25 protein-coding genes are annotated in these 19,571 nt (G+C 66.4%); 13 read left to right on the top strand and 12 right to left on the bottom strand.

Annotated elements, in window-relative coordinates; genetic code table 11:
• Nucleotides 1–8: 8 nt before the first annotated feature.
• A complete protein-coding gene (locus tag FQU96_RS24130) occupies nt 9–1,166 on the top strand; it encodes a DNA cytosine methyltransferase (protein ID WP_146543899.1) in 1,158 nt (385 codons plus the stop codon).
• Here the strand turns inward: FQU96_RS24130 and FQU96_RS24125 are convergent.
• The 3 genes from FQU96_RS24125 to FQU96_RS24115 form a co-directional block, all read right to left on the bottom strand.
• Complete coding sequence (locus FQU96_RS24125; RefSeq protein ID WP_146543898.1) at nt 1,163–1,570, bottom strand: very short patch repair endonuclease; 408 nt, start codon at nt 1,568–1,570, stop codon at nt 1,163–1,165. The two genes, FQU96_RS24130 and FQU96_RS24125, sit on opposite strands and share 4 nt — an antisense overlap.
• A 92-nt stretch (nt 1,571–1,662) precedes the next feature.
• Entirely contained in the window at nt 1,663–2,925 is a 1,263-nt protein-coding gene (locus FQU96_RS24120) for a S9 family peptidase (RefSeq protein ID WP_146543897.1), read from the bottom strand.
• Between the two features lie 76 nt (nt 2,926–3,001).
• The gene (locus FQU96_RS24115) at nt 3,002–3,445 is read right to left on the bottom strand and encodes a lipocalin-like domain-containing protein (protein ID WP_146543896.1); all 444 of its coding nucleotides are present in this window, start codon (nt 3,443–3,445) and stop codon (nt 3,002–3,004) included.
• Nucleotides 3,446–3,785: 340 nt separating this feature from the next.
• Between FQU96_RS24115 and FQU96_RS24110 the strand changes: the two genes are divergently transcribed.
• Entirely contained in the window at nt 3,786–4,763 is a 978-nt protein-coding gene (locus tag FQU96_RS24110; RefSeq protein ID WP_178130676.1) for a tripartite tricarboxylate transporter substrate binding protein, read from the top strand.
• A gap of 164 nt (nt 4,764–4,927) precedes the next feature.
• Here the strand turns inward: FQU96_RS24110 and FQU96_RS24105 are convergent, their stop codons facing one another.
• Entirely contained in the window at nt 4,928–5,212 is a 285-nt protein-coding gene (locus FQU96_RS24105; RefSeq protein WP_255468477.1) for a type II toxin-antitoxin system ParD family antitoxin, read from the bottom strand.
• A gap of 216 nt (nt 5,213–5,428) precedes the next feature.
• On the opposite strand from FQU96_RS24105, the gene FQU96_RS24100 reads away from it, so the two are divergent.
• From FQU96_RS24100 to FQU96_RS24085, 4 genes are all read left to right on the top strand, one after another.
• Entirely contained in the window at nt 5,429–5,731 is a 303-nt protein-coding gene (locus FQU96_RS24100) for a hypothetical protein (protein ID WP_146543894.1), read from the top strand.
• The gene (locus FQU96_RS24095) at nt 5,731–6,159 is read left to right on the top strand and encodes a PIN domain-containing protein (protein WP_178130675.1); all 429 of its coding nucleotides are present in this window, start codon (nt 5,731–5,733) and stop codon (nt 6,157–6,159) included. The genes FQU96_RS24100 and FQU96_RS24095 overlap by 1 nt, the downstream gene beginning before the upstream one ends.
• Nucleotides 6,160–6,502: 343 nt before the next feature.
• Entirely contained in the window at nt 6,503–7,444 is a 942-nt protein-coding gene (locus FQU96_RS24090) for an LLM class F420-dependent oxidoreductase (protein WP_146543893.1), read from the top strand.
• A gap of 27 nt (nt 7,445–7,471) precedes the next feature.
• Nucleotides 7,472–7,717: a hypothetical protein gene (locus FQU96_RS24085; protein ID WP_146543892.1), complete on the top strand. Its 246-nt coding sequence runs from the start codon at nt 7,472–7,474 to the stop codon at nt 7,715–7,717.
• On the opposite strand, the gene FQU96_RS24080 is transcribed toward FQU96_RS24085, so the two are convergent.
• From FQU96_RS24080 to FQU96_RS24070, 3 genes are all read right to left on the bottom strand, one after another.
• Nucleotides 7,714–8,433, bottom strand: a complete 720-nt coding sequence (locus FQU96_RS24080; protein WP_146543891.1) for a serine protease — start codon at nt 8,431–8,433, stop codon at nt 7,714–7,716. The genes FQU96_RS24085 and FQU96_RS24080 overlap by 4 nt on opposite strands.
• 19 nt (nt 8,434–8,452) lie before the next feature.
• The gene (locus FQU96_RS24075; RefSeq protein ID WP_146543890.1) at nt 8,453–9,682 is read right to left on the bottom strand and encodes a hypothetical protein; all 1,230 of its coding nucleotides are present in this window, start codon (nt 9,680–9,682) and stop codon (nt 8,453–8,455) included.
• A 232-nt stretch (nt 9,683–9,914) separates the two neighbouring features.
• Nucleotides 9,915–10,256 carry a hypothetical protein gene (locus tag FQU96_RS24070; RefSeq protein ID WP_146543889.1) on the bottom strand — a complete coding sequence of 114 codons (342 nt, stop codon included), beginning with the start codon at nt 10,254–10,256 and terminating at the stop codon, nt 9,915–9,917.
• Between the two features lie 377 nt (nt 10,257–10,633).
• On the opposite strand from FQU96_RS24070, the gene FQU96_RS24065 reads away from it, so the two are divergent.
• On the top strand, nt 10,634–10,912 hold the full coding sequence (locus FQU96_RS24065) for a VOC family protein (RefSeq protein ID WP_255468475.1): 279 nt from the start codon (nt 10,634–10,636) through the stop codon (nt 10,910–10,912).
• A gap of 103 nt (nt 10,913–11,015) precedes the next feature.
• Here FQU96_RS24065 and FQU96_RS24060 read toward each other — a convergent pair whose 3' ends face one another.
• The 3 genes from FQU96_RS24060 to FQU96_RS24050 all read right to left on the bottom strand — a co-directional run bounded on the left by FQU96_RS24060 (nt 11,016) and on the right by FQU96_RS24050 (nt 12,005).
• Nucleotides 11,016–11,420 (bottom strand): hypothetical protein, encoded by a 405-nt coding sequence (locus FQU96_RS24060; RefSeq protein ID WP_146543888.1) that lies wholly within the window; start codon nt 11,418–11,420, stop codon nt 11,016–11,018.
• Nucleotides 11,421–11,497: 77 nt separating this feature from the next.
• Nucleotides 11,498–11,770, bottom strand: a complete 273-nt coding sequence (locus tag FQU96_RS24055) for a hypothetical protein (protein ID WP_146543887.1) — start codon at nt 11,768–11,770, stop codon at nt 11,498–11,500.
• Nucleotides 11,771–11,798: 28 nt separating this feature from the next.
• On the bottom strand, nt 11,799–12,005 hold the full coding sequence (locus FQU96_RS24050) for a cold-shock protein (RefSeq protein WP_146543922.1): 207 nt from the start codon (nt 12,003–12,005) through the stop codon (nt 11,799–11,801).
• Nucleotides 12,006–12,383: 378 nt separating this feature from the next.
• Here FQU96_RS24050 and FQU96_RS24045 point away from each other — a divergent pair, with 378 nt between their 5' ends.
• Nucleotides 12,384–12,713 carry a hypothetical protein gene (locus FQU96_RS24045; protein WP_146543886.1) on the top strand — a complete coding sequence of 110 codons (330 nt, stop codon included), beginning with the start codon at nt 12,384–12,386 and terminating at the stop codon, nt 12,711–12,713.
• 64 nt (nt 12,714–12,777) lie between these two features.
• The gene (locus tag FQU96_RS24040) at nt 12,778–13,863 is read left to right on the top strand and encodes a fatty acid desaturase (protein ID WP_218574839.1); all 1,086 of its coding nucleotides are present in this window, start codon (nt 12,778–12,780) and stop codon (nt 13,861–13,863) included.
• Nucleotides 13,864–13,876: 13 nt separating this feature from the next.
• Here the strand turns inward: FQU96_RS24040 and FQU96_RS24035 are convergent, their stop codons facing one another.
• Nucleotides 13,877–14,065, bottom strand: a complete 189-nt coding sequence (locus FQU96_RS24035; RefSeq protein WP_146543885.1) for a hypothetical protein — start codon at nt 14,063–14,065, stop codon at nt 13,877–13,879.
• A 376-nt stretch (nt 14,066–14,441) separates the two neighbouring features.
• On the opposite strand from FQU96_RS24035, the gene FQU96_RS24030 reads away from it, so the two are divergent.
• The 4 genes from FQU96_RS24030 (at nt 14,442) to FQU96_RS24015 (ending at nt 18,424) form a co-directional block, all read left to right on the top strand.
• Nucleotides 14,442–14,990 carry a hypothetical protein gene (locus FQU96_RS24030; RefSeq protein WP_146543884.1) on the top strand — a complete coding sequence of 183 codons (549 nt, stop codon included), beginning with the start codon at nt 14,442–14,444 and terminating at the stop codon, nt 14,988–14,990.
• A 218-nt stretch (nt 14,991–15,208) separates the two neighbouring features.
• Nucleotides 15,209–16,378 carry an iron-containing alcohol dehydrogenase gene (locus FQU96_RS24025; RefSeq protein ID WP_146543883.1) on the top strand — a complete coding sequence of 390 codons (1,170 nt, stop codon included), beginning with the start codon at nt 15,209–15,211 and terminating at the stop codon, nt 16,376–16,378.
• Nucleotides 16,379–16,671: 293 nt separating this feature from the next.
• Nucleotides 16,672–17,502: a glycoside hydrolase family 25 protein gene (locus tag FQU96_RS24020; protein ID WP_146543882.1), complete on the top strand. Its 831-nt coding sequence runs from the start codon at nt 16,672–16,674 to the stop codon at nt 17,500–17,502.
• Nucleotides 17,503–17,800: 298 nt separating this feature from the next.
• The gene (locus tag FQU96_RS24015; protein ID WP_146543881.1) at nt 17,801–18,424 is read left to right on the top strand and encodes a M35 family metallo-endopeptidase; all 624 of its coding nucleotides are present in this window, start codon (nt 17,801–17,803) and stop codon (nt 18,422–18,424) included.
• A gap of 10 nt (nt 18,425–18,434) precedes the next feature.
• Here the strand turns inward: FQU96_RS24015 and FQU96_RS24010 are convergent, their stop codons facing one another.
• Entirely contained in the window at nt 18,435–19,307 is an 873-nt protein-coding gene (locus FQU96_RS24010) for a CoA ester lyase (RefSeq protein ID WP_146543880.1), read from the bottom strand.
• Nucleotides 19,308–19,571 lie beyond the last annotated feature (264 nt).

Here is a 19,571-nt window from a genome sequence, read left to right as displayed (position 1 = left end):
TCTGGTGGATGAAAAAGTTTTATGAATTTTTTGCTGGCGGCGGTATGGCCCGTGCTGGTCTCGGATCGAAGTGGCGCTGCTTGTTCGCTAATGACGCCGACGAGAAAAAGATAGAGAGCTACCAGGAGAACTGGCCATATGGTCCGGAGCCCAAACACGAAAACGTAGCCAACCTATCGATCGAGGATTTGCCCGGCCAAGCTGACCTCGCCTGGGCCTCATTTCCTTGCCAGGACTTGTCGCAGGCGGGCAATGGATTGGGCCTTAACGGAGAGCGATCAGGGGCGTTTTGGTCGTTCTGGCGACTCATGCAAGATCTTAAGAATGCGGGCAGAGCGCCTCAAATCATCGCTCTGGAAAATGTCTGCGGCACAATCAGCTCCCATGGCGGGAAGGATTTTGGGGCTATCGCAAAGGCATTTGCTCGCGCCGGATATCGTTTCGGCGCAGTCGTGATTGACGCAAAGAAATTTGTCCCTCAATCGCGACCGAGACTCTTTTTCATTGCCACTAACAAATCGCAGATACCACGACGGCTCACTGCAAATGAGCCGGATCCACAGTGGCACACAACCCAACTCCAAGGGGCCGTCGCCAAGCTAGGCCGCACAACGCGCGCATCTTGGGTCTGGTGGCGACTGCCGACACCGCCGGCACGGAAGGAAACCTTTTCGGATCTTATTCAGAGCAGACCCACTAGAACGATTTGGCATAGTGCAGCAGAGACACGACGCTTGATGGCAATGATGACATCAGTGAATCGCGCCAAGGTCATACAAGCAAAGGAATCTCGCGAGCGTAAGGTTGGAAGTATTTATCGTCGTCGACGACCTGATGAGAATGGGAAGAAACATCAGCGCGCCGAAGTGCGTTTTGACGACGTGGCTGGATGTCTTCGCACGCCCGTAGGGGGATCCAGTCTACAGACCATCCTAGTGGTAAAGGGCAAACAATCACTGAGATCACGCTTACTATCACCGCGTGAAGCAGCTCGTTTAATGGGGCTCGACGACAACTATATTCTTCCCAAAAACAACTACGATGCCTACTTTCTTCTCGGAGACGGATTAGTGGTCGATGTCGTGCGCTTTTTGTCAAAAAATCTGTTGTATCCACTGCTGGGGACTCGCCGCCCTCGAGCTCGCCAGAAATCTGGCGTCCTTTAGTCATCGAGAAACGCAGCAAGGCGCATACGCAACCGTCGATCGTCCCGTAGTTCACATTCCCATATCAAGAGCGCGCGCCACTTCAAAGATCTGAGCTTTGCGCGCACCTCTCTGTCCCTTCTTACGTTCCGGGCGATCTTTGCAGACCAGTACTGAACATTTGTCGCCGGCTTTCTGGAACCACGGGGGCAATTGTGGCCATGCCAAAAGCAGCCATTCACGAATATCACTTTTCGCCGGCTCACAAATACTAGGTCCGGACTACCCGGCAGATCACTTCGGTGTAGCCGAAATCGGTAGCCCAATGCGTGCGCAGTGCGTCTTACAATAAGTTCTGGAGTTGTGTGCTTAGCCTTGACCTTCGCCATTACGGCGCTGCGTTGAGCGCGGCTAACGTTGTCCATGAACGTATCCAAAGGTGGGACCCACGAGCAATCTACATGACCAGAGCGGCTTAGAACCATCGCTGCACTCGGGACGTGGTCTGGGTACTAGCTCATCGTGGCGCTGTGATCTCTCCCAGCAACGCATCGGCTGCCGCCCGCCATCCCAGATGGGGGAAGAGGTAATGTCCCCGCGACGGCGCCAGCGATTGCAGGACAAGGAAACGGCCATTGCCCCCGGCGCCGCGAAACGCGTCGAAATTCGCCCGGCTGTGGGCAATCGAGTAGAAGCGATCGTCCTCGCCGTAGATCCACAGCGTCGGCCCCTTGTAGCGGGCCCCGGCTTCCGCCATCACGGATCGGTTGAAGTCGTGGCAGCCACTGAACTCTGATGTCCAACCGCCGACGAAGTTCAGCACCGCCTTCGTGCGTTCGGGTCGCCGCGCCGCGTAGGCGAGCGAGAGAATGCCGCCACGCGACGTGCCCCCAATCACGATACGCTCCGGATCGACCCAATCGAGTCCCCTGACGTGATCGACGATCGCATCAAGATCGGTGAGCGCGCGTTCGAGACCTGACGACAGCGCGCCTGGGTCACAACTATAGTGCTCCTCATAGGCGCCGTCGGACCGGCCGCGGCCGCGCCGCATGGGAAAGGCGACCGCCCATCCCCGCTCCACCAGGAAGGCCGCAATGCTGAGACTGTCGAAGGTCACCTTGGTCATCGCCGGGACGCCGCCGGTCGAGCCATGGTTGAAGACGACGAGCGGCAGGCGGCCCGGTCGCGAGGGACGATAGGTCGTGAGCTCCAGGCGATACGGCTCACCGGCAATGCGCAGCGGCACCAAGGCATTCTCGCGCCGCGCGAGGGCACGGCCCACCGGGCCGTCGTCGCGGTAGACCAGGCCGGAATCCGGCAGCGTTCCGGACTCCCCGCGCCACAGGACGTCGAGATACCCGTCAGCCCGCGGACGCAGGTTGATGCGGCCACCGTCACGCAGGATTCCGGCCAGCTCGCCATCCTGCCACGCCGCATCGAGCCGGGACCACGTGCCGGGCGCACCGTCTCGCGCGACGGCAAAAACGAGCTTGGCGCCAGTCGCCGTGACCGACTCGATCGCGAGCCGCGTGGAACAGGTGGCGCCAGGGCACATCCAGCCCGTCCAGGTGCCCAGCAGCGCAACCAGCGCCGGCGGCGCATCCGGCGCGGCGACCGGCGGCGCGATGTCGGGCGGAAGCTCGGCCATCACCTTGCTCTGGGACAGGGCTGGCCCGACCGCCGGCTGAGACCACGGCCATGGGGTGGGCTGTGCGCCGACCGAACCGGGCACCATGATGATCAGCGCACTGACGACACCCATCCAGACGCGAGCCATGCGACGCCCCTCGAGCAGGCGCGGACTATGGAACCGATCTGGAGGGCGGGCAATTGGCCGGCGGACTATCGCTGTCCTATCCGGCTCGCGCCCATGTGAGGGAGAACACGAGGTTCGTGCCGGTCAGTGTGCTCGGGACCGGCACTGATCTGACATGGAGACGGTCCGGCGTGATCTCCAGCAACCGTGTCTGCGTCGTGCCGTTCCAGGCCTCGTTCCATGAGGCTTCGGGATGGTAGATGAGCGTGTCGCCATCGATTTCATAGCGGCCGGCGAAGGCGATCATGCTGCGGAAGAGCCTGATGGCTTCGGCATCCGTCGGTGTGGCGTCGGCGGGCGGCTTGCGGTCGGTTGCGGTGAAGATCGTCGCGACGTAACCGTCGGCGGTATAGATGACGACGGCGTTGGGCTTGTGGCCGAACGGGTACGTCACCGCGCCGGTCTGGAGATCCTCTTCGGTGAAGGATACGAGGCGCCATGTGCCGACGATCAGGTCGGCTGCTGGTGGGGTGGTGGTCACGGCGGTCTCTCATGGTTGGACGTGATCGAGCCTATCTGGCTTGCCTGTCATCTAGCGTCAGGTATTCGCGTCTCATCGCCTTGGTAGCAGAGACCACGTCGGGTCCCCCTCCGGCTCAGGTGCTTCGACGCGAAGCGTCGAAGCACCGAAACGGCCACCTCCCCCACCTGCGGTGGGGGAGGACTTGAGCACCTTGTCCTTGGGCCCTCACCCTCCCATGGCCCTTCGGCAGGCTCAGGGCAGGCTGCTGCGCGCCATGGGCCCCTCCCTCTCCCGCTTGCGGGAGAGGGAAATGGTGGTAGCCTCGCGGGCAATAAAAGAAGCCTTCAGGGAGGCTGACATGGGAGTGCGTCGCCGCGCCGTGCTGGCGGGGAGTGTTGCTGCGACTCTGGGTGCGCCCGCGATCGTCGCGGCGCAGGGCACCGCCTGGCCCCATGGCGCGATCCGGTTCGTCGTGCCCTTCCCGCCCGGCGGGTCGACCGATCCGATCACGCGCATCATCCAGGCCAAGCTGATCGAGCTGAACGGCTGGAACGTCGTGGTCGACAACAAGCCGGGCGGCACCGGCGTGGTGGGGGCCGCGATCGCGGCCAAGGCGCCGCCCGACGGGCAGACCTGGCTGTTCGTGTTCGACAGCCACGTGCTCAATCCGCTGTGGACGCCCAACCTGCCCTATCGCGACGCCGAGCTGATGCCGGTGATGCAGATCGGCCGCAGCGCCCAGGGCATCGCGGCCTACCCGACGCGGCCCTACAAGAGCTTCGCCGAGGTGATCACCGCCGCCAAGGCGTCGCCCGGCACGATCAGCGTCGGCGCGCTGGCGGCCAGCCTGGCGCAGATCTACCTCGCCTTCCTGCAGAAGGAGAACGGCTTCCAGGTCAACACCATCCCCTACAAGGGCGGCGGGCCGCTGTTCCAGGATGCGCTGGGCGGCGTCGTCGACGTCTCGATCTCCAGCCTCGCCAACATGATGCCGCATGTGCGGGCGGGGAAGCTCAAGCTGATCGGCGTCACGGGCGAGAAACGCAGCGCGCTGGCGCCGGACACACCGACGCTCGCCGAGCAGGGCGTCAAGGCGCCGCCCTCCTACGCGTGGTGGGGCGTCTACGCGCCGGCCGGCACGCCCGCGCCGATCGTCGCGCGCATGCATGAGGCGATCACCAAGGCGGTGCGCACGGCCGATGTGACGCAGAAGTTCGTCGAGCAGTTCGACATGGAGGTGGTGCTGAGCGCACCCGATGCGTTCGCCGCGCTGGTGCGCCAGGAGCAGGAGCTCTGGGGCAAGGTGATCCGCGACAACAACCTGAAGCCGGAATAGGCGGCGCCGGAACGCCTTGATGTCGCACAGTGACCTGTGCAGACGCTGGGGGCGCGCCACTCTGTGGCGCGTCATGTGCTGCTTAAAACGAAGACGCGCGACGGAGTCGCGCGCCCCCAGCGTGTGGCTGCTCTACCGTGCGCCGTTTCAGTCCTCGCGGTAGCTCACCGGCCTTTCGCCGTCCGCTTGTGGAGCTTTGCGAGGTGGTCGCGAACGCGCGCCGCACCGAGGAGACTCGACGGATCGGCCTTGGCCTCGTCATAGGCAGCGGCGACGTCGATGCGCAGCCACTTCTCAAGGGCGCGGTCGCGCGCCTGCAAGGTCCTGAGGCCGTCGCGAATGACCTCGCTCTCGCTGGCATACTCGCCCGACGCGACCTTGGACTTCACCATCCGCGCCATGTCGTTGGGCAGGGTGACGCTGAACTGTTGGGTGCTTCGCTTGGCCACCGAAGAAATCCTATTCAATAGGATTAAACACTATCAAAGAGCTGGGCTTTTCGGAAGGGATCCAAAATCATGAGCGCCACTGGATCCTTTGACAGGCTCAGGATGTGGGCGCAGTCCCAGCCGTCAACAGCCGCAGCGAGGTTCTGAATCAACACCGCCGGGTCCTTGCAAAAATGGGCATTCTGGCTATATTACCGGTTATAACCGGAGCCGATCATGCGCAAGTCCTCTCAGCACCGCGCCATCGACAAGTACAGGAGTCGCCTGGTGGCGCGGGGCATGGCGCGCTTCGAGGTGGTCGGCCGGGATACCGATCGCGAGCTGATCCGCGCGGTTGCCCGGCGCCTGGCCGAAGGTGGCCGCGACGCCGACCGCCTGCGTGCCGCCGTCAGACAGACGATCGCCGGCGAGCCGCCGAAGAAGGGGGGCATCGTCAAGGCGCTGCTCGCGTCGCCGCTTGTCGGTGCCGAACTCGATCTGTCGCGTCCCCGGGAGGAAGGACGCAAGGTCGATATCTGATGCGCTATCTCCTCGACACCAACATCATCAGCAACTTCACCAGGCCAGCCCCGTCGCCATCGCTGATCACCTGGATGGCGGAACAGGTCGACGACGATCTCTGCATCGCCTCCCTGACCGTCGCCGAGATCCGCCGCGGTATCCTCGAGAAGCCGAAGGGCAAGCGGCGCGACCAACTCGACGCCTGGTTCTCAGGCCCCCAGGGCCCGCAGACGCTGTTCGCCGGCCGCGTTCTTCCCTTCGACGAGAAGGCGGCGCTGGTGTGGGGCGCGCTGATGGCCGACGGAACAGCCAAGGGACGCCCGCGCAGCGGACTCGACATGATCATCGCGGCCATCGCCCAGGCCAATGACTGTGTCGTCGTGACCGACAACGAACGCGACTTCGCGGATATCGCGTTCATCAACCCGCTTCGTGGGGGCCGGTGACGGCATCTGCAAGGAACGAACGAACGCACGGTGGTTTGTGCAGACGCTGGGGCGTGCGACTCCGCTGCGCGTCTTCGTTTCAAGCAGCACATGACGCGCCACCCTTCGACGCGGCTCAGGGCAGGCTCCATGGCGCGCCCCCAGCGTGTGTCCGCTCTACCGTGCGCTGTTGCAGTCGTCGCGCGCGAACAGCGGCCGTTCATGAGCGCCACTGGAGCGGCGCGGTCCCGGCCTTCACCAGCCATCGCTCCGGACGGATCCCAGACACCGCGAGGTCCACGGCTTGCGTTCGCGCGCGAAGCGGTTCTTCATCGGGTGAACTGCCCTGCCGGACACACATCCCATGCGCTACGGCTTCTATCTCCCCACCCGCGGTCCCACCGCCACGCGCGAGGGCATCCTGGCCTTGGCGCGCGAGGGCGAGCGGCTGGGGCTGCACTCGGCGATGATCGCCGACCACATCGTGTTTCCGGTGCAGAGCGCCTCGCCCTATCCCTATACGCTGGACCGCAAGCATCCCTCCGGCGGCGATGCGCTGGAGACGTTCTCCATCCTGGGCGTGGTGGCGGGCGCCACCGAGCGGCTGCGGCTGGTCACCTCGGTGCTGGTGCTGCCCTACCGCAACCCGGTGCTGACGGCCAAGATGGTGGCGTCGCTGGACGTGCTGTCGGGCGGCCGCGTCACCCTGGGCGTCGGCGTCGGCTGGCTGCAGGAGGAGTTCGCCGCGCTGGATAGTCCCGACTTCGCGCAGCGCGGCGCCGTCAGCGACGAATGGATCGCGATCTTCAAGCAGCTGTGGACGACGTCGCCGGCCCGCTTCGAGGGCCGCTTCTACCGCTATGCCGACATCCGCTGCGAGCCCTTCCCGCTGCAGAAGCCGCATCCGCCGATCTGGGTCGGCGGCCACTCGCGCGCCGCCCTGCGGCGGGCGGCGCGGCTGGGCGACGGCTGGCATCCGGTGGGCGCCATCGCCGCCTCGCCGCTGCCGCCGGACGAGATGCGCGCGTGCCTGGCGACGTTGCGCGAGATGACCCAGGCGGCGGGACGCGACTTCGCCGCGCTCACCATCTCGTACAAAGCGCCGCTCTATGACGCAGCGGTGGCGGACCGCGACGGCGGGCGGCGCAGCTTCTCGGGCAGCGCGGCGGAGATCGCCGACGACATCCGGACGTTCGCCGCGTCAGGCGTGCACGAGCTGATCTTCGACTTCCGCGGCGAGAGCGTCGCGGGCAGCATCGAGCGGCTGCAGCGGTTCGCGGCGGAGGTGATGCCGCTGGCGGGGTGAGTTTGTTCCCTCTCCCGCTGGTCCCACATGGCGGACGAGAGAAGCGCGGTGCGGCGAGCGGCGCCGGCGGTTCACGTCTTGATAGAAGCGGAGACCTGGTCGGCCGTCGTTGTCGTCCTGAGCGCAGCGAAGGATCTTGCGGTGATGGTATCGACATCGTCGGCGCTGATGATCGCCGGCGTCGACATTCTTTGTACTACCCACCGCAAGGTCCTTCGCTACGCTCAGGACGACAGGGAGCAGCCGTTTCCATCAAACGATGAATCGCGCTAGCCGTTGAGCCAGGCCCGGATGTCGGCCGTGATCCGAACAGCTCCGTTCGGACAATCGCCGTTGACGTGGATACCCACCGCCAACCGCGCGCCGTCGACGTTGGTGAAGCACGGGCCGCCGCTCATGCCCTTCAGCGTATCCATGGTATAGCGGAGCCGCTGGGCGCCCAGCAGTACGTGCCCTTTCCGCACACTCCCGGTCGTCACCATGACGTCGCCCGGATATGGGGCCGGAAAACCGCAGAGATGGACGTTCTCCTTGTCCTCCAGTTCGGCGTTCGTCGCGCTCCAGAGGTCGAATGCGAAATCCGGCAACGGCCAGGCGCCGTCCGTGACGTCGATGCAACCAAAATCGTGCGACTCGGCATAGTCGTTGTCGACGAATTCCTGCGGCACCTGGAACACATCCGTGACCGTCCCGTCGCCTGTGGCGTTCACAATCCCGACCTGGGTGGCCATCAGCTGCAGGTCATGGAAGAACAGGCAATGGCCCGCGGTGACGAACCGACCGCCGCCGATGTGAAAGCACGATCCCGACGTCCAGGCACCGTCGGTGAGCTCGATCACCAGCTGGAAGACTCCCGAGAACGGCGCCGCCAGCGGATCATCGGGATGCCTGAGGTTCGGACCGTCGCAGAGTTCAAACGGCGACATCCGCGGCACCAGCGATTCCGCGGGCCCTTTGTACTTCCCGGGGTCGCGATCGAAGAACGACATCGGCGTCTCTCCCCCGCGATCACGGTTGTTCGCTGCCGGGGCCTGGCCGGGTGTGCGGGTTGCCGTCGTCCGACCGCTCGCCCGGCGCACCACTGCCCGATCCCCGGCGCCCCAGCGGAGACGACTGCGGCAAGGGGCGGCCGTTCATGACCGACACGACGACCCGGCGCGAGTTCGGCGGATCACCCGCCTCCACCGATCTCTTGCCGGCAAGCTCCTTTTTGGCGTCGATGAGCGCCGCCTGCTTCTTGGCCAGCGCTTCCTCCTGGCTCGACAGATCAACCTTCAGTTTGAGGATGTCAGCCGGAACCGACAGGATGGCCTTGGCAATGTCGAGCGGCAGCGTGACCAGGGCGAGAGCTTCGCTCGGCTTTTCGACGCGAACCTTGGTCAATACGCCCTTGGTGAACTCGATGTTCTTGATCTTCGTCACCATGAAGGCCTTGCGCAGCTCCATGGCGTAGACCGGCGCCGCATTGGGTATCTCGATCGTGCGTTCATCCAGCGCGACCTCGCCAAACGACAGCCTGAACTTGACCGGCAGCGGCGGCCTGTAGCAGATGCCCTTCGTGCAGTCGGGTGGCACGGACACGGCGGCGCTCCTGGGGGCTGGATCGACATCGCCGGGAACGGAGACCGCCAGTTTGATCGGCCAGCTGTCGCTGTCGCAGGTGCTTTCGGTCGAGGCGCCCCTGATGCCGCACCAATCACCCACCATGTCGGACATCTTGGCCGCGCCGAACTTCCGGAAGCGCAGGAAATTCCTGAGGAATTTGTTGGCCTCCGCGAGCGCCGCGGTACGCTCCGCCGGGTCCACGGGATCGAACGTGAGGCGGGCGATGACCGTCGATGTCGCCTGCTTCGTCACGTCGCCGGACTCCAGAATCCCGACGAACGATTTCACGGCCGCCAGAATAATTTCGTCGGTCTTGTCTTCCGTGGTCGTGCTGATTTTCTTCAGCAAGGTCGAATTGGACTCGAATTCGACCTCGATGGTATCGGCCGACAAGGGACTGCTTTTGTAGTTCAGGACGTACTTGTGCGCCGGATCGGCGGCATAGAACGGCTCCGTGATCGCCGCGTTGATGGCATCGCCGTTCTGCGTGATCTCCAGCGTGACCAGGGCACGCGGTAAAGAATAGTAACCGATGTTCTCGGACGATAACCCGGCGGGTGCGCTGCGTTCACTCGAGACAACCGCGCAGCCGGGAAGGCATAACCCCAGAGCGATAAAAATCGCGGGTTTCATGGAATTCCCCCCAAGACGATGAGCAGGCCTTCCTTGTGCCTGTCTCCACTCCATCTTGCCTTAGTTGTACCGTACCCGCAACCGAATCCCATATTCGCCGGCCAATTCTTCATCATTACAAAGCCGGTCGTTTTATTACTTTCGAGACAAAGGAAGTACTTTGAGATTCTGCCGCATCGTCCCGGGGCAGCAGCGAGAGCGGCCAAAGCTGCTGCCGCAGGGGCGGCCGGACTCAGCGCGGCGTACCGGCCTCCAGCTGACGTCCGCGCGCGTCCATGTCCGTCCCGCAATTCGCGCAACGGTAGCCGCCCCACAGCGCCTGGTTCATGGTCCTGGGCTTGCGGAACAGAGGCATTTCAACGGCGCAGCGTGGACAGGTGACGGGCCGTCCGATGGGGTATCCCATCTTCCTCAGCAGCCAGATCAACAGAGCCGGCATCAGAGCGGCAACGAGCAGCACAACGATCACGACCGAAAGGTAGATCCGCCCGCTGATCGCCATCGGAACGATGCCGCCCAGGAGCGCCAGGAAGGACAGAAAGGCGTACGTCACCACGTAGTGTTTCGTGACCATTGTCGTATCCCCCGACGATCGGCCTGTTTGCCGGACGCACGGTGGCGCGGAACGAAATCCCCGGTCGCCATTCGCGTGTCTCCCGGTATCGCGTGGCCCCAGGATAAGCCGACCCCCGCGGGGGCACATCAACCGAACGGATGAGAGAGAGACGCGTGCGTGATCCCGTGTCCCCGCACGGCGCCACCATGCCATCCGCCCCTCCCTCTTGCGCTTGCGGCAGCAGGGTCGGGCGGGAACCCGGGCGTCGCTTGCGCCGTACAGCAGAGGAGAGGATCGGGAGAGAGCCATGGTGCGCGTGGGATCGATCGTGTGGGGTGTGCGCAACGTGCCGCGCGCGATCGCATTCTGGTGCGCGGCGCTCGACTACCGGCCGTTTGCGCGAGCCGTCCGACGACTGGGCGATCCTGGTGCCGCGCGACGGCGCGGGCGTGCAGCTGGCCATCACGCAGGTGTCGTCGGATGCCGCCAGCCACCAGCGGCATCATCTCGATCTCTATGCCGCGGACCAGGCGGCCGAGGTGGCGCGCCTGCTGGCGCTGGACGCATCGCGGGTGGCGTGGCGCTATCCCGCGCAGGCCGACTGCGTCGTGCTGGCGGACCCCGACGGCAACCGGTTCTGCGTGGTGCGCAAAGAGCCGTCGCCGTCGTCCTGAGCGCAGCGAAGGACCCCGCGGTGTTGGCACAACAGCTGCCAGCGCCGATGATCACCAGCGCCGACATTCCTTGAACGATCCACCGCAAGGTCCTTCGCTGCGCTCAGGACGGCGCTGTCTCCTGCTGGCGCGCCAGCGCGCTGCACCGGGTCTTGGCGGCGAGCAGGCCGTCGGTCACGCCGGCGTACGTCCCGTCGCAGTAGCAGCCGTACTTGCCGGCCAGCGGCGAACCGCGGGGATAGGCGACGATGCGAAAGAGGCGGCCGCGCAGCGTGGCCGTGTGGGTGCCGTACTGATCGGTCCAGGATGCCGTGTCGATCGCCGGCGCCAGGACGGGCGCCGCATCGAGCGGCCGCTGCGTCACGGCCGAGCAGTTCGTGCAGACGAAGGTCTGGACATCCCACGGCAGGCCGCGCGTCGGATGCGGCCGGCGGCCGGCGAACATGGTCTCGCCGCCGCACTGGTCACAGGCGGGGCGCAACGGGCTGACACCAAGGGGAAGCCGCATGGTCTGTCTCCTTGGGGATGCCGTTTATAATGAAGCGTGGCCGTCGTCCGCGCGCCGCGACGAGAGACGGCGCGTCGTCAGCGAAACACCAGGCCCTCGCGCTCGGCGCCTTCCAACAGGGCACTGTAGCCGGCGTGCAGGTCGCTCGACGAGCGGCTGCCCTGGGCGGCCAGCAGCAGCTCCAGCGCCTGCGTCAGGCGCTGGCACAGGGCGGCGTTGGCCGGCGAGCGCAGCCAGTCGATGGCGGCGTCGACCGTCGGCAGGAAAACGAACCGGTCGCCGACGCGCAGGCGCGCCGGCGACGGGAAACGCAGTTCCGGTGCGGCAATGCTCGACAGCGATCGATTCATCGGCCGCAGCCCCGGAACGAGACCCGTTCTAGACGAGCTCGAGGTTGGTGGCGGCGACCTTGCCGCGCTCCGACTGCAGATCGAAGCGGACCCTCTGGCCCTCGTTGAGCGTACGGATGCCGGCGCGCTCGACGGCGCTGATGTGGACGAACACGTCCTTGCTGCCGTCTTCCGGCTGGATGAAGCCGAAGCCCTTCTGGGCGTTGAAGAATTTCACGGTGCCGGTGGTGGCCATCATGCTTCCTTTGCGTCAGTGGTCGCACCGTACGGCGATCGTACGGTACGGGAACAATCCGTATCGTGGAAGCTCAGAAAGTAGGCCCGCGGACGGGCGAAACTGGCAGGGCCGGCCAAAATGGCGATTGTCCATGTCCCATATGGGGTCGGGGCGGCCTCACCGCCATGTTTATTTTCGGCCAGCCGATGCACGGACGGCGGTGAATGCCTATATCCTGTGGGCATCTGCTGATCGACAACGCAAATCCCTGCGTGTTCCGAGTTGCTCCCGCGTCATCGATCGCAACGGCCGGCGTACCGCCTGGCTCGCGTTCGGGCCGACAGATGCATTGCCGTCCCGTGACGGCGGCCCTTCGGAACGCAGCCAAGGTGATGCATGTCGAGACCAGACCAGGAAACCACCACCAGCCCCACCGCGGACACCGCCGACCGTCCGGCCGACGACACCACCGAGGACCGGCGCGAGCGGCGAACCCGGGCGGCGGTGAGCTGGGTGCGCAGCGGCACGGGCTACAGCGCCACCATCGACGGCCGCGACTACCGGGTCACCAAATATCCCGCCGGATCGCCGATGGACGCGCCCTACGGCGCCTACGCCGAGGGCCGCTTCATCGGCAGCGGCCCGACATTGGAGAGCGTGAAGAGCCGGTGCACCTCGCACGCCGGCCGGCTGGGCATGCGTTCACCATCGCGGGTCGAGACCTGACCGGCGCGATCCACCAGCGGCGCCGACGACCGGCGACACGCCGGGCGCCGTGGAAGGAGACGGCTTGAGCGATCCCAGCATGACGGCACCCGACGCGGCACGACCCATCGTGCGCGAGGCTGCCGCGTTCGACGCCGCGGCGCTGCACCGCCAGCTGGCGGCGCACCAGAGCGCCAGCACGGCGCGCAGCCTGGGCCAGCTGGCCTCGTCCTTCCTGCCCTTTTTGGCCCTGTGCGCCACGATGTACGGCACCCTGGCGGTGTCGTACGGGCTGACCCTGGTGCTGGCCGTGCCGGCGGCCGGCTTCCTGGTGCGCATCTTCATCATCCAGCACGATTGCGGGCATGGCGCGTTCTTCCGCTCGCGCGCCGCCAACACCTGGGTCGGGCGGCTGTGCAGCATCGCGACCCTGACGCCCTACGCCAACTGGCGGCGCCAGCACGCCGGCCATCACGCCAACTGGAACAACCTCGACCACCAGGCCAGCGGCAGCGACATCTACTCGGCGTGCCTGACCACGGCCGACTATCGCCGCCTGCGGCCCGTCCCGCGCCTGCTGCATCGCCTGCTGCGCCATCCGGCGATCGCGCTGGTCGTGCTGCCGCCGCTGGTGTTCCTGCTGCTGTACCGCGTGCCGTTCGACACGCCGGCGCACTGGCGGCGCGAGCGCCGCTCGGTCCACGCCACCAACCTGGTGCTGGCGACGTTGGTGGTGGGCCTCGGCCTCGTCGCCGGCTTCGGCGCCGTCGCCCTGGTGCAGCTGCCGATCATGGTGCTGGCCGCCATCGCCGGCGTGTGGCTGTTCTCGGTGCAGCACCGCTTCGAGGACGCGCACTGGTTCACGCAGGGCGACTGGTCGGCGACCGCGGCAGCGCTGCGCGGCACGTCCTACCTGCGCCTGCCCGCGATCCTGCAGTGGTTCACCGGCAACATCGGCTTCCACCACGTGCACCATCTGAACCCGCGCATTCCCAACTATCGCCTCGCCGCCTGCCACGCGCAGAACGTCGACCTGCAGCACGTGCCGACACTGTCGCTGCGCGATGCGCTGAAGGCGAGCACCTACTGCCTGTGGGACGAGGCGCAGCAACGCATGGTGCGCTTCGGCGACTGTCCGCGACCGGCAGCAGCCGCCGACGCGACGCGGTGACAGCGCCGAGCGGCTACTGCAGCTCGCTTTCGCGCACCACGCGCTCGTGGTTGTCCTCAGTGTTGCGCACCCGGTACTGGTTCTCGTTGTTGTCGGGCGGCAAGGTGCGCACGATCTCGTAGCGGCCGGCCGGCGGCGCGGCCGGGGACCGTGCGGGCTGGATCCGTACGAACTGGCCTGGCTTGAACTTGTGCGCGCGCATGTGCGTCTCCGGTCGTGAGAGCCGTCGGAACGTCACCGGCCGCAGAACGGCCAGACGGGATTCAATTCGGGAGCACGGGTGTCACGCATACGCGGGACGGCGGACAGGGCCGCTCGAAGCCCTTCGAATGGATACCATATAGGGATCGGACGGCGATTGCGCCACGTTTCACGCGGCGTATCGTCCCTTGACGACCGGATCGGGATCAGCGCCTATGGAGGCTGCTGCCGCTTGGCGATGTCGACCTTGGTCGCGCAAGCATTGCTCCGGAGCCTATCGACGACGTTCAGCGGCCCGCGATGGCCCGGGTCGGCGTGCCGCAACGACGCTGCGGTGAGAGCCCAACGTCCGCAGGGATGTGCAGAGGAGCCTGCCGATGCGCGAGAGAAAGCTGCTGGTCGTCCAGGAGGGCGCAACCGCCGAGGAACTCCAACGGGGCTCCGATGCGGCACTGGCGTTTTTCGAAAGCGCCGGCGTCGCGCCGTGGGACGCCGCGCACGCGGCGTGGAAGATCCAGAGCGCCCTGCGCAACGTGTCGTCCCCGTTCAGCGAGCGCGAGTTCACGATGGCCGCGCTGTGGGACAAGGCGGCCTGCGTGGCGGCCGACGCGTGCTGCGCCGGCTGGGCCAAAAAGCCGAAACAGGTGCACCTGAAGCTGATCGACGTTCTGGAGGAACGAGTCGCCGATGCGCTCGCGGCGCTCTACCCGACATCGGGTGTGCCGAGCGACCTGCACGACGTCACCAACGAGATCACGGAGCAGGCGCTGGCGGCGATGATCGCGCGCGGCGCGCCCGAGCCGGTCGCGATGCAGTCGATCCTGGTGATCGTGACGAACCTGTTCGTCGACTGGATCGGCCCCGACGGCACGGCGACCTTGCTGCGCCACATGGCCGACAAGGTCGATGCCGAACAGCTGCACTGATGAGTACGGACTATCGCTAGAGTGTGACCAGGATCGTCATCCCGAGCGCAGCGAGGGATCTTTCGATGCAGGCGCACCCATGCGTCACTTTCAGAAGATCCCTCGCTGTGCTTCGGGATGACAGTCGTACCAGCAGGCGGCCCGGTCGGACGACGGCGGCGCCTTTTGTGATAGGCTGTCGCCGCCTTCCGACCTTTGCTGCGTGCGGGACGACGACGATGCAATCAGGCACGATGGCCTTTACGGCGATGAACCGCGTGATCTTCGGCAAGCCGGCGGCCGAACAGATCGTGGCGGAAGCCGACCGGCTGCGGGCCGGGCGCGTGTTCGTGCTGACGGGACGCACGCTCAACACGCAGACCGAAGAAATCGCGAAGATCCGCCAGGCGCTGGGCGCGCGCTTCGCCGGCGTGCATGACGACATGCCGGCGCACACGCCGCGCGAGGCCGTGGTGGCGTGCGCCAACGCGGCGCGCGAGGCGGGCACCGACCTGCTGGTGAATTTCGGTGGCGGCTCGGTGATCGACGGCGGCAAGGCGGTGGCGATCTGCCTGGAGCACGGCATCAGCACCGTCGACGGGCTGGAGCCGCTGCGCAGCGTAGTCGAGAACGGGCAGCGGCGCGTGCCCGACTTCCGGCCGCCTGTTGTGCGCCAGATCGCGGTGCCGACCACCTTGTCGGCCGGCGAGCACAACGCGCGCGCCGGCGTCACCGACACGCGCGTGAAACTGAAGCAGAGCTTCATCAACCGCGGCATCGTGCCGGAGACGGTGATCCTCGATCCCGCCGTCACCGTGCACACGCCGGCATGGCTGTGGCTGTCGAGCGGCGTGCGCGCGCTCGACCACGCGGTCGAGACCTACCTGTCGCTCGACGCCAACGACTACACCGACGGCACGGCGCTGCAGGCGCTGCGCACGCTCGGTGTCGGGCTGCCGGCGGTGAAGGCTGATGCCGGCGATCTCGACGCGCGGCTGCGCTGCATGATGGGCGCCTGGCTGTCGATGGTGGGCATCGTCGCCGGCATGCGCATGGGCGCCAGCCACGCCATCGGCCACATCCTGGGCGGCTCGGCCGGCGTGGCGCACGGGCACACGTCGTGCGTGATGATGCCCTACGTGCTGGACTACAACGTGCCGGTGAACCGCGACCGCCAGCGCGACGTGTCGGCGGCGCTGGGCCGGCCGGCGGCGGTGCCGGCGGCCGAGGTGCTGGATGCGTTCGTCCGCGGGCTCGGCATGCCGCGCTCCCTGCGCGAGGTCGGCATCGCGGCGGCCGACCTGCCGGGGCTGGCGGAAAACTGCATGCTGGACGACTGGACGTACAGCAACCCCCGCCCGATCACGCGCGCCGACGAGGTGCTGGGGATCCTGAAGGCGGCGTACTGATCGCACCGGGCGGGATCGGTGCGCCGATCGAAGGCCGCGGCGGTTTTCGGCAGGAACGGCTTCACCACAGAGACACAGAGGACACAGAGAAAACCCTGCTGCGTGCCGTCGGCGCGCCATCCCGTCTTCCCTCTGTGTTCTCTGTGCCCTCTGTGCCTCTGTGGTGAGGCCGTTCCACCGCATACCCCGTCACCCGGTCGACGCACCTTTGCGCAGGGCAATGACTGGATCGTTCCGCTTGTGGATGAGGGATTTATTGCCTTTTGCTCGCGCTTCATCGACACTGCCGGGCTATGATCTCGCGTCGTTCCGTGTTGGGTGGTTTGGGAGTCGGCCTGGCGGTGCCGGCCGTCACGGGTTGCGGCGCGCGGCAGAATACCTACCAGCGCCTCGCCTATGCGCCGGGGCCGACGCCGCCGCATCCGGCCGTCCGCACCGGGCTCGATGCCGTGATCGACATCAGCCACGGGGTCGAGGTGACCGACTTCGGGCTGATCCGCAGCAGCAACATCCTGGCCATCATTCACAAGTCGAGCGAAGGCGGCGACTGGGTCGATCCGGCGTACGCGACGCGGCGCACGCAGGCCCAGGCGGCGGGCCTGCTGTGGGGCGCCTACCATTTCGGCACGCGCCAATATTCCGGCGCCGACCAGGCGGCGGCCTTCCTCGCCGCGGCCCAGCCCGGGCCGTCGACCGTGATGGCGCTGGATGTCGAGTTCAACGACGCCAATCCGCGCAACACCATGGAGCTGGCGCAGGCCGAGGCGTTCGTGGTGGCGATCCGCCAGGCCACCGGCCGGCTGCCGATGGTCTATGTCCATCCCAACTGGGCCAACGGCATCTCGCCGCCCGGCCGCAGCCAGCGCATCGATCCGATCATGCCGGGCTCGATCCTGGCACGCTGTGAATTGTGGCTGGCCGACTATCGCGAGGAGCCCGAGCTGCCCATGGGCTGGGCCGATCGCGGCTGGCGGCTGTGGCAGTATGTCGGCGACCAGACCGTGTCCGACGTCGCCTACGGCAGCGAGGCGACCACGGTGCAGGGCGTGAGCCACGTCGACCGCAACCTGTTCGCCGGCGACGTCGCGGCGCTGCAGCGCTTCTGGGCCAACGGCGGCCGCTGATCCCCGCGCCGCGGCAGGATCATCATCATCTCAGAGGCTGAGATCCTATCGCCGCTCGCTGTCATTCCGAGCGCAGCGAGGAATTTTCGGCGATTTCTGGACCGTCCATGGCGGGAAAGATCCCTCGCTGCGCTCGGGATGACAGCGGCGCTCTCCTAAATCCAGCCTCCCAGGACAAAGGTATGAGTCGCCATACTTCCGGATGACTGGCCGGCTGTCTCAACAGTCTGTATATTAGCAATCACTCACTTATTTGCAGTGCGTTTGCGTAGAACATGGTCATCCGGAGGACTGGGACATGTTCGATATTCTGCAGGTGATGGGCCGGCCCCATCCAGAGAGCAAAGTCCCCGCCAGCATCACGTGCTGCACCACCTGGCCGGAGTTTTCCGAGGGCCGGGTGCGCCGGTATGCCGCCACGGCGCTGTATGTCGTGACGGATCACGTCAACCGGCGGTTCGACGATCTCTTCGCCCGCGACCTCGAGGGGCGGTGGAACGATCCGATGTCGCCCGAGCGCTACTGGTTCGGTGCGTTCGGCCGGCTGAAGGCCGACAAGGTGCGGCGCACGTTCCAGGGCATCGCGCGGCACCTGTCGAATCCCAGCCTGAAGATCGTGTGCGACGACGGGCTCAGCTCCTACGCCCGGGCCCTGCCGGGTATCCAGCGCATCACGCTGGGCCGCAGCTGGCGCACGCCCGAGACCGGCGTCGATCCTGACGGCGAACGGGTCCAGACGTTCGTGCACGAAGCGGCGCACATCTGCGGCCGCACCTCGGGCCTCGCCGAGGCCAACTTCTATGGCCGCTCGGGGGCCCATACGCTGACGCGCTGGCGCATGCGCGCCACCCGCAACGCCGACAACTACGGTTACTACGCGGTCGACCTGCCCGACTGGGCCGACCGCGCGATCCTGTCGTAGCGTCGCGCGCTCAGCGCACCCGCGCCAGCAGCCGGCGGGCGCGCTCGACGACGGGCAGGTCGATCATGGCGCCCTCGAAGGCGACGGCGCCCTGCCCGGCCGCCACGGCCTGCTCGAAGGCCGCGATCAGGCGGCGGGCGCGGTCGGCGTCGGCGGCGCTGACGCCGTACTCCTCGTTGATGATCGGCACGTGCGCGGGGTGGATGCAGGCGGTGCAGGCGAAGCCCAGGCCGCGCGAGCGCTTCAGGCTCTCGCGGTAGCCCGCGAGGTCGGAGAAGTCGGCGAAGCGGCCGACCGAGCCCAGCGGCAGGATGCCGGCGCCGCGCGCCGCCGCCACCACCAGCATCGCATAGACATAGAGCGCATCGCCGGTGGGCGCGCTGCCCAGCTCGGTCGACAGGTCCTCGGCGCCGATGCCCAGCGCCACCACGCGCGGGTCGGCGGCGGCGATGGCGGTGAGCGCCGGCAGCGCCTCGGGCGTCTCGACGATGGCGATGAAGCGCACGGTACCGGCCGCTACGCCCGCCGCCGCCTCGCGCGCGGCCACGACTTCGGACAACAGCTTGACGTGCTCGGGCCCCATCACCTTGGGCAGCATCAGCGCCGACACGCCGGGGATCACGGCGGCGGCGATGTCGGGCACCGACAGCTCCAGCGGCCGGTTGATGCGCACCACCACGTCGGCGCCGGCCTGCGCCACGGTCTTCGCCGCCGACCCCAGCGCGCGGCGCGCGGCGTCCTTCTCGGCCGGCGCCACGGAGTCCTCGAGGTCGAGGATGATGGCATCGGCACCGCGGGTGTGCGCCTTGGCGATGAAGTTGTCCTTGGTCGCCGGCACGAACATCAGCGAACGCCAGGTCGGCAGATCGGAACGTGGGGGCATGGTGTCAGTCTCCCTGAGCGCAGCAGCGTCGTGGTTGAACCATCGCAAGAAGACTTCACCACAGAGGCACAGAGGACACAGAGGCGCACAGAGAAGGACCCGTCGCGCGCCTGAAGCGCGCCATCGATCTTCTTCTTCTCTCTGTGTTCCTCTGTGCCTCTGTGCCTCTGTGGTGAAGTCTACTTGCCTCAACTGTACCATCCCCTACGGTCGGCGCACCGCCTTCGCTACGTGCAGGCGACGGTCGGGTCAATTCCACAGCGC

Source organism: Reyranella sp. CPCC 100927, from assembly GCF_007859315.1.
Lineage (GTDB): Bacteria > Pseudomonadota > Alphaproteobacteria > Reyranellales > Reyranellaceae > Vineibacter.
The sequence above is the reverse complement of the archived record's forward strand: the minus strand, read 5'-3'. Positions and strand labels throughout refer to the sequence as shown.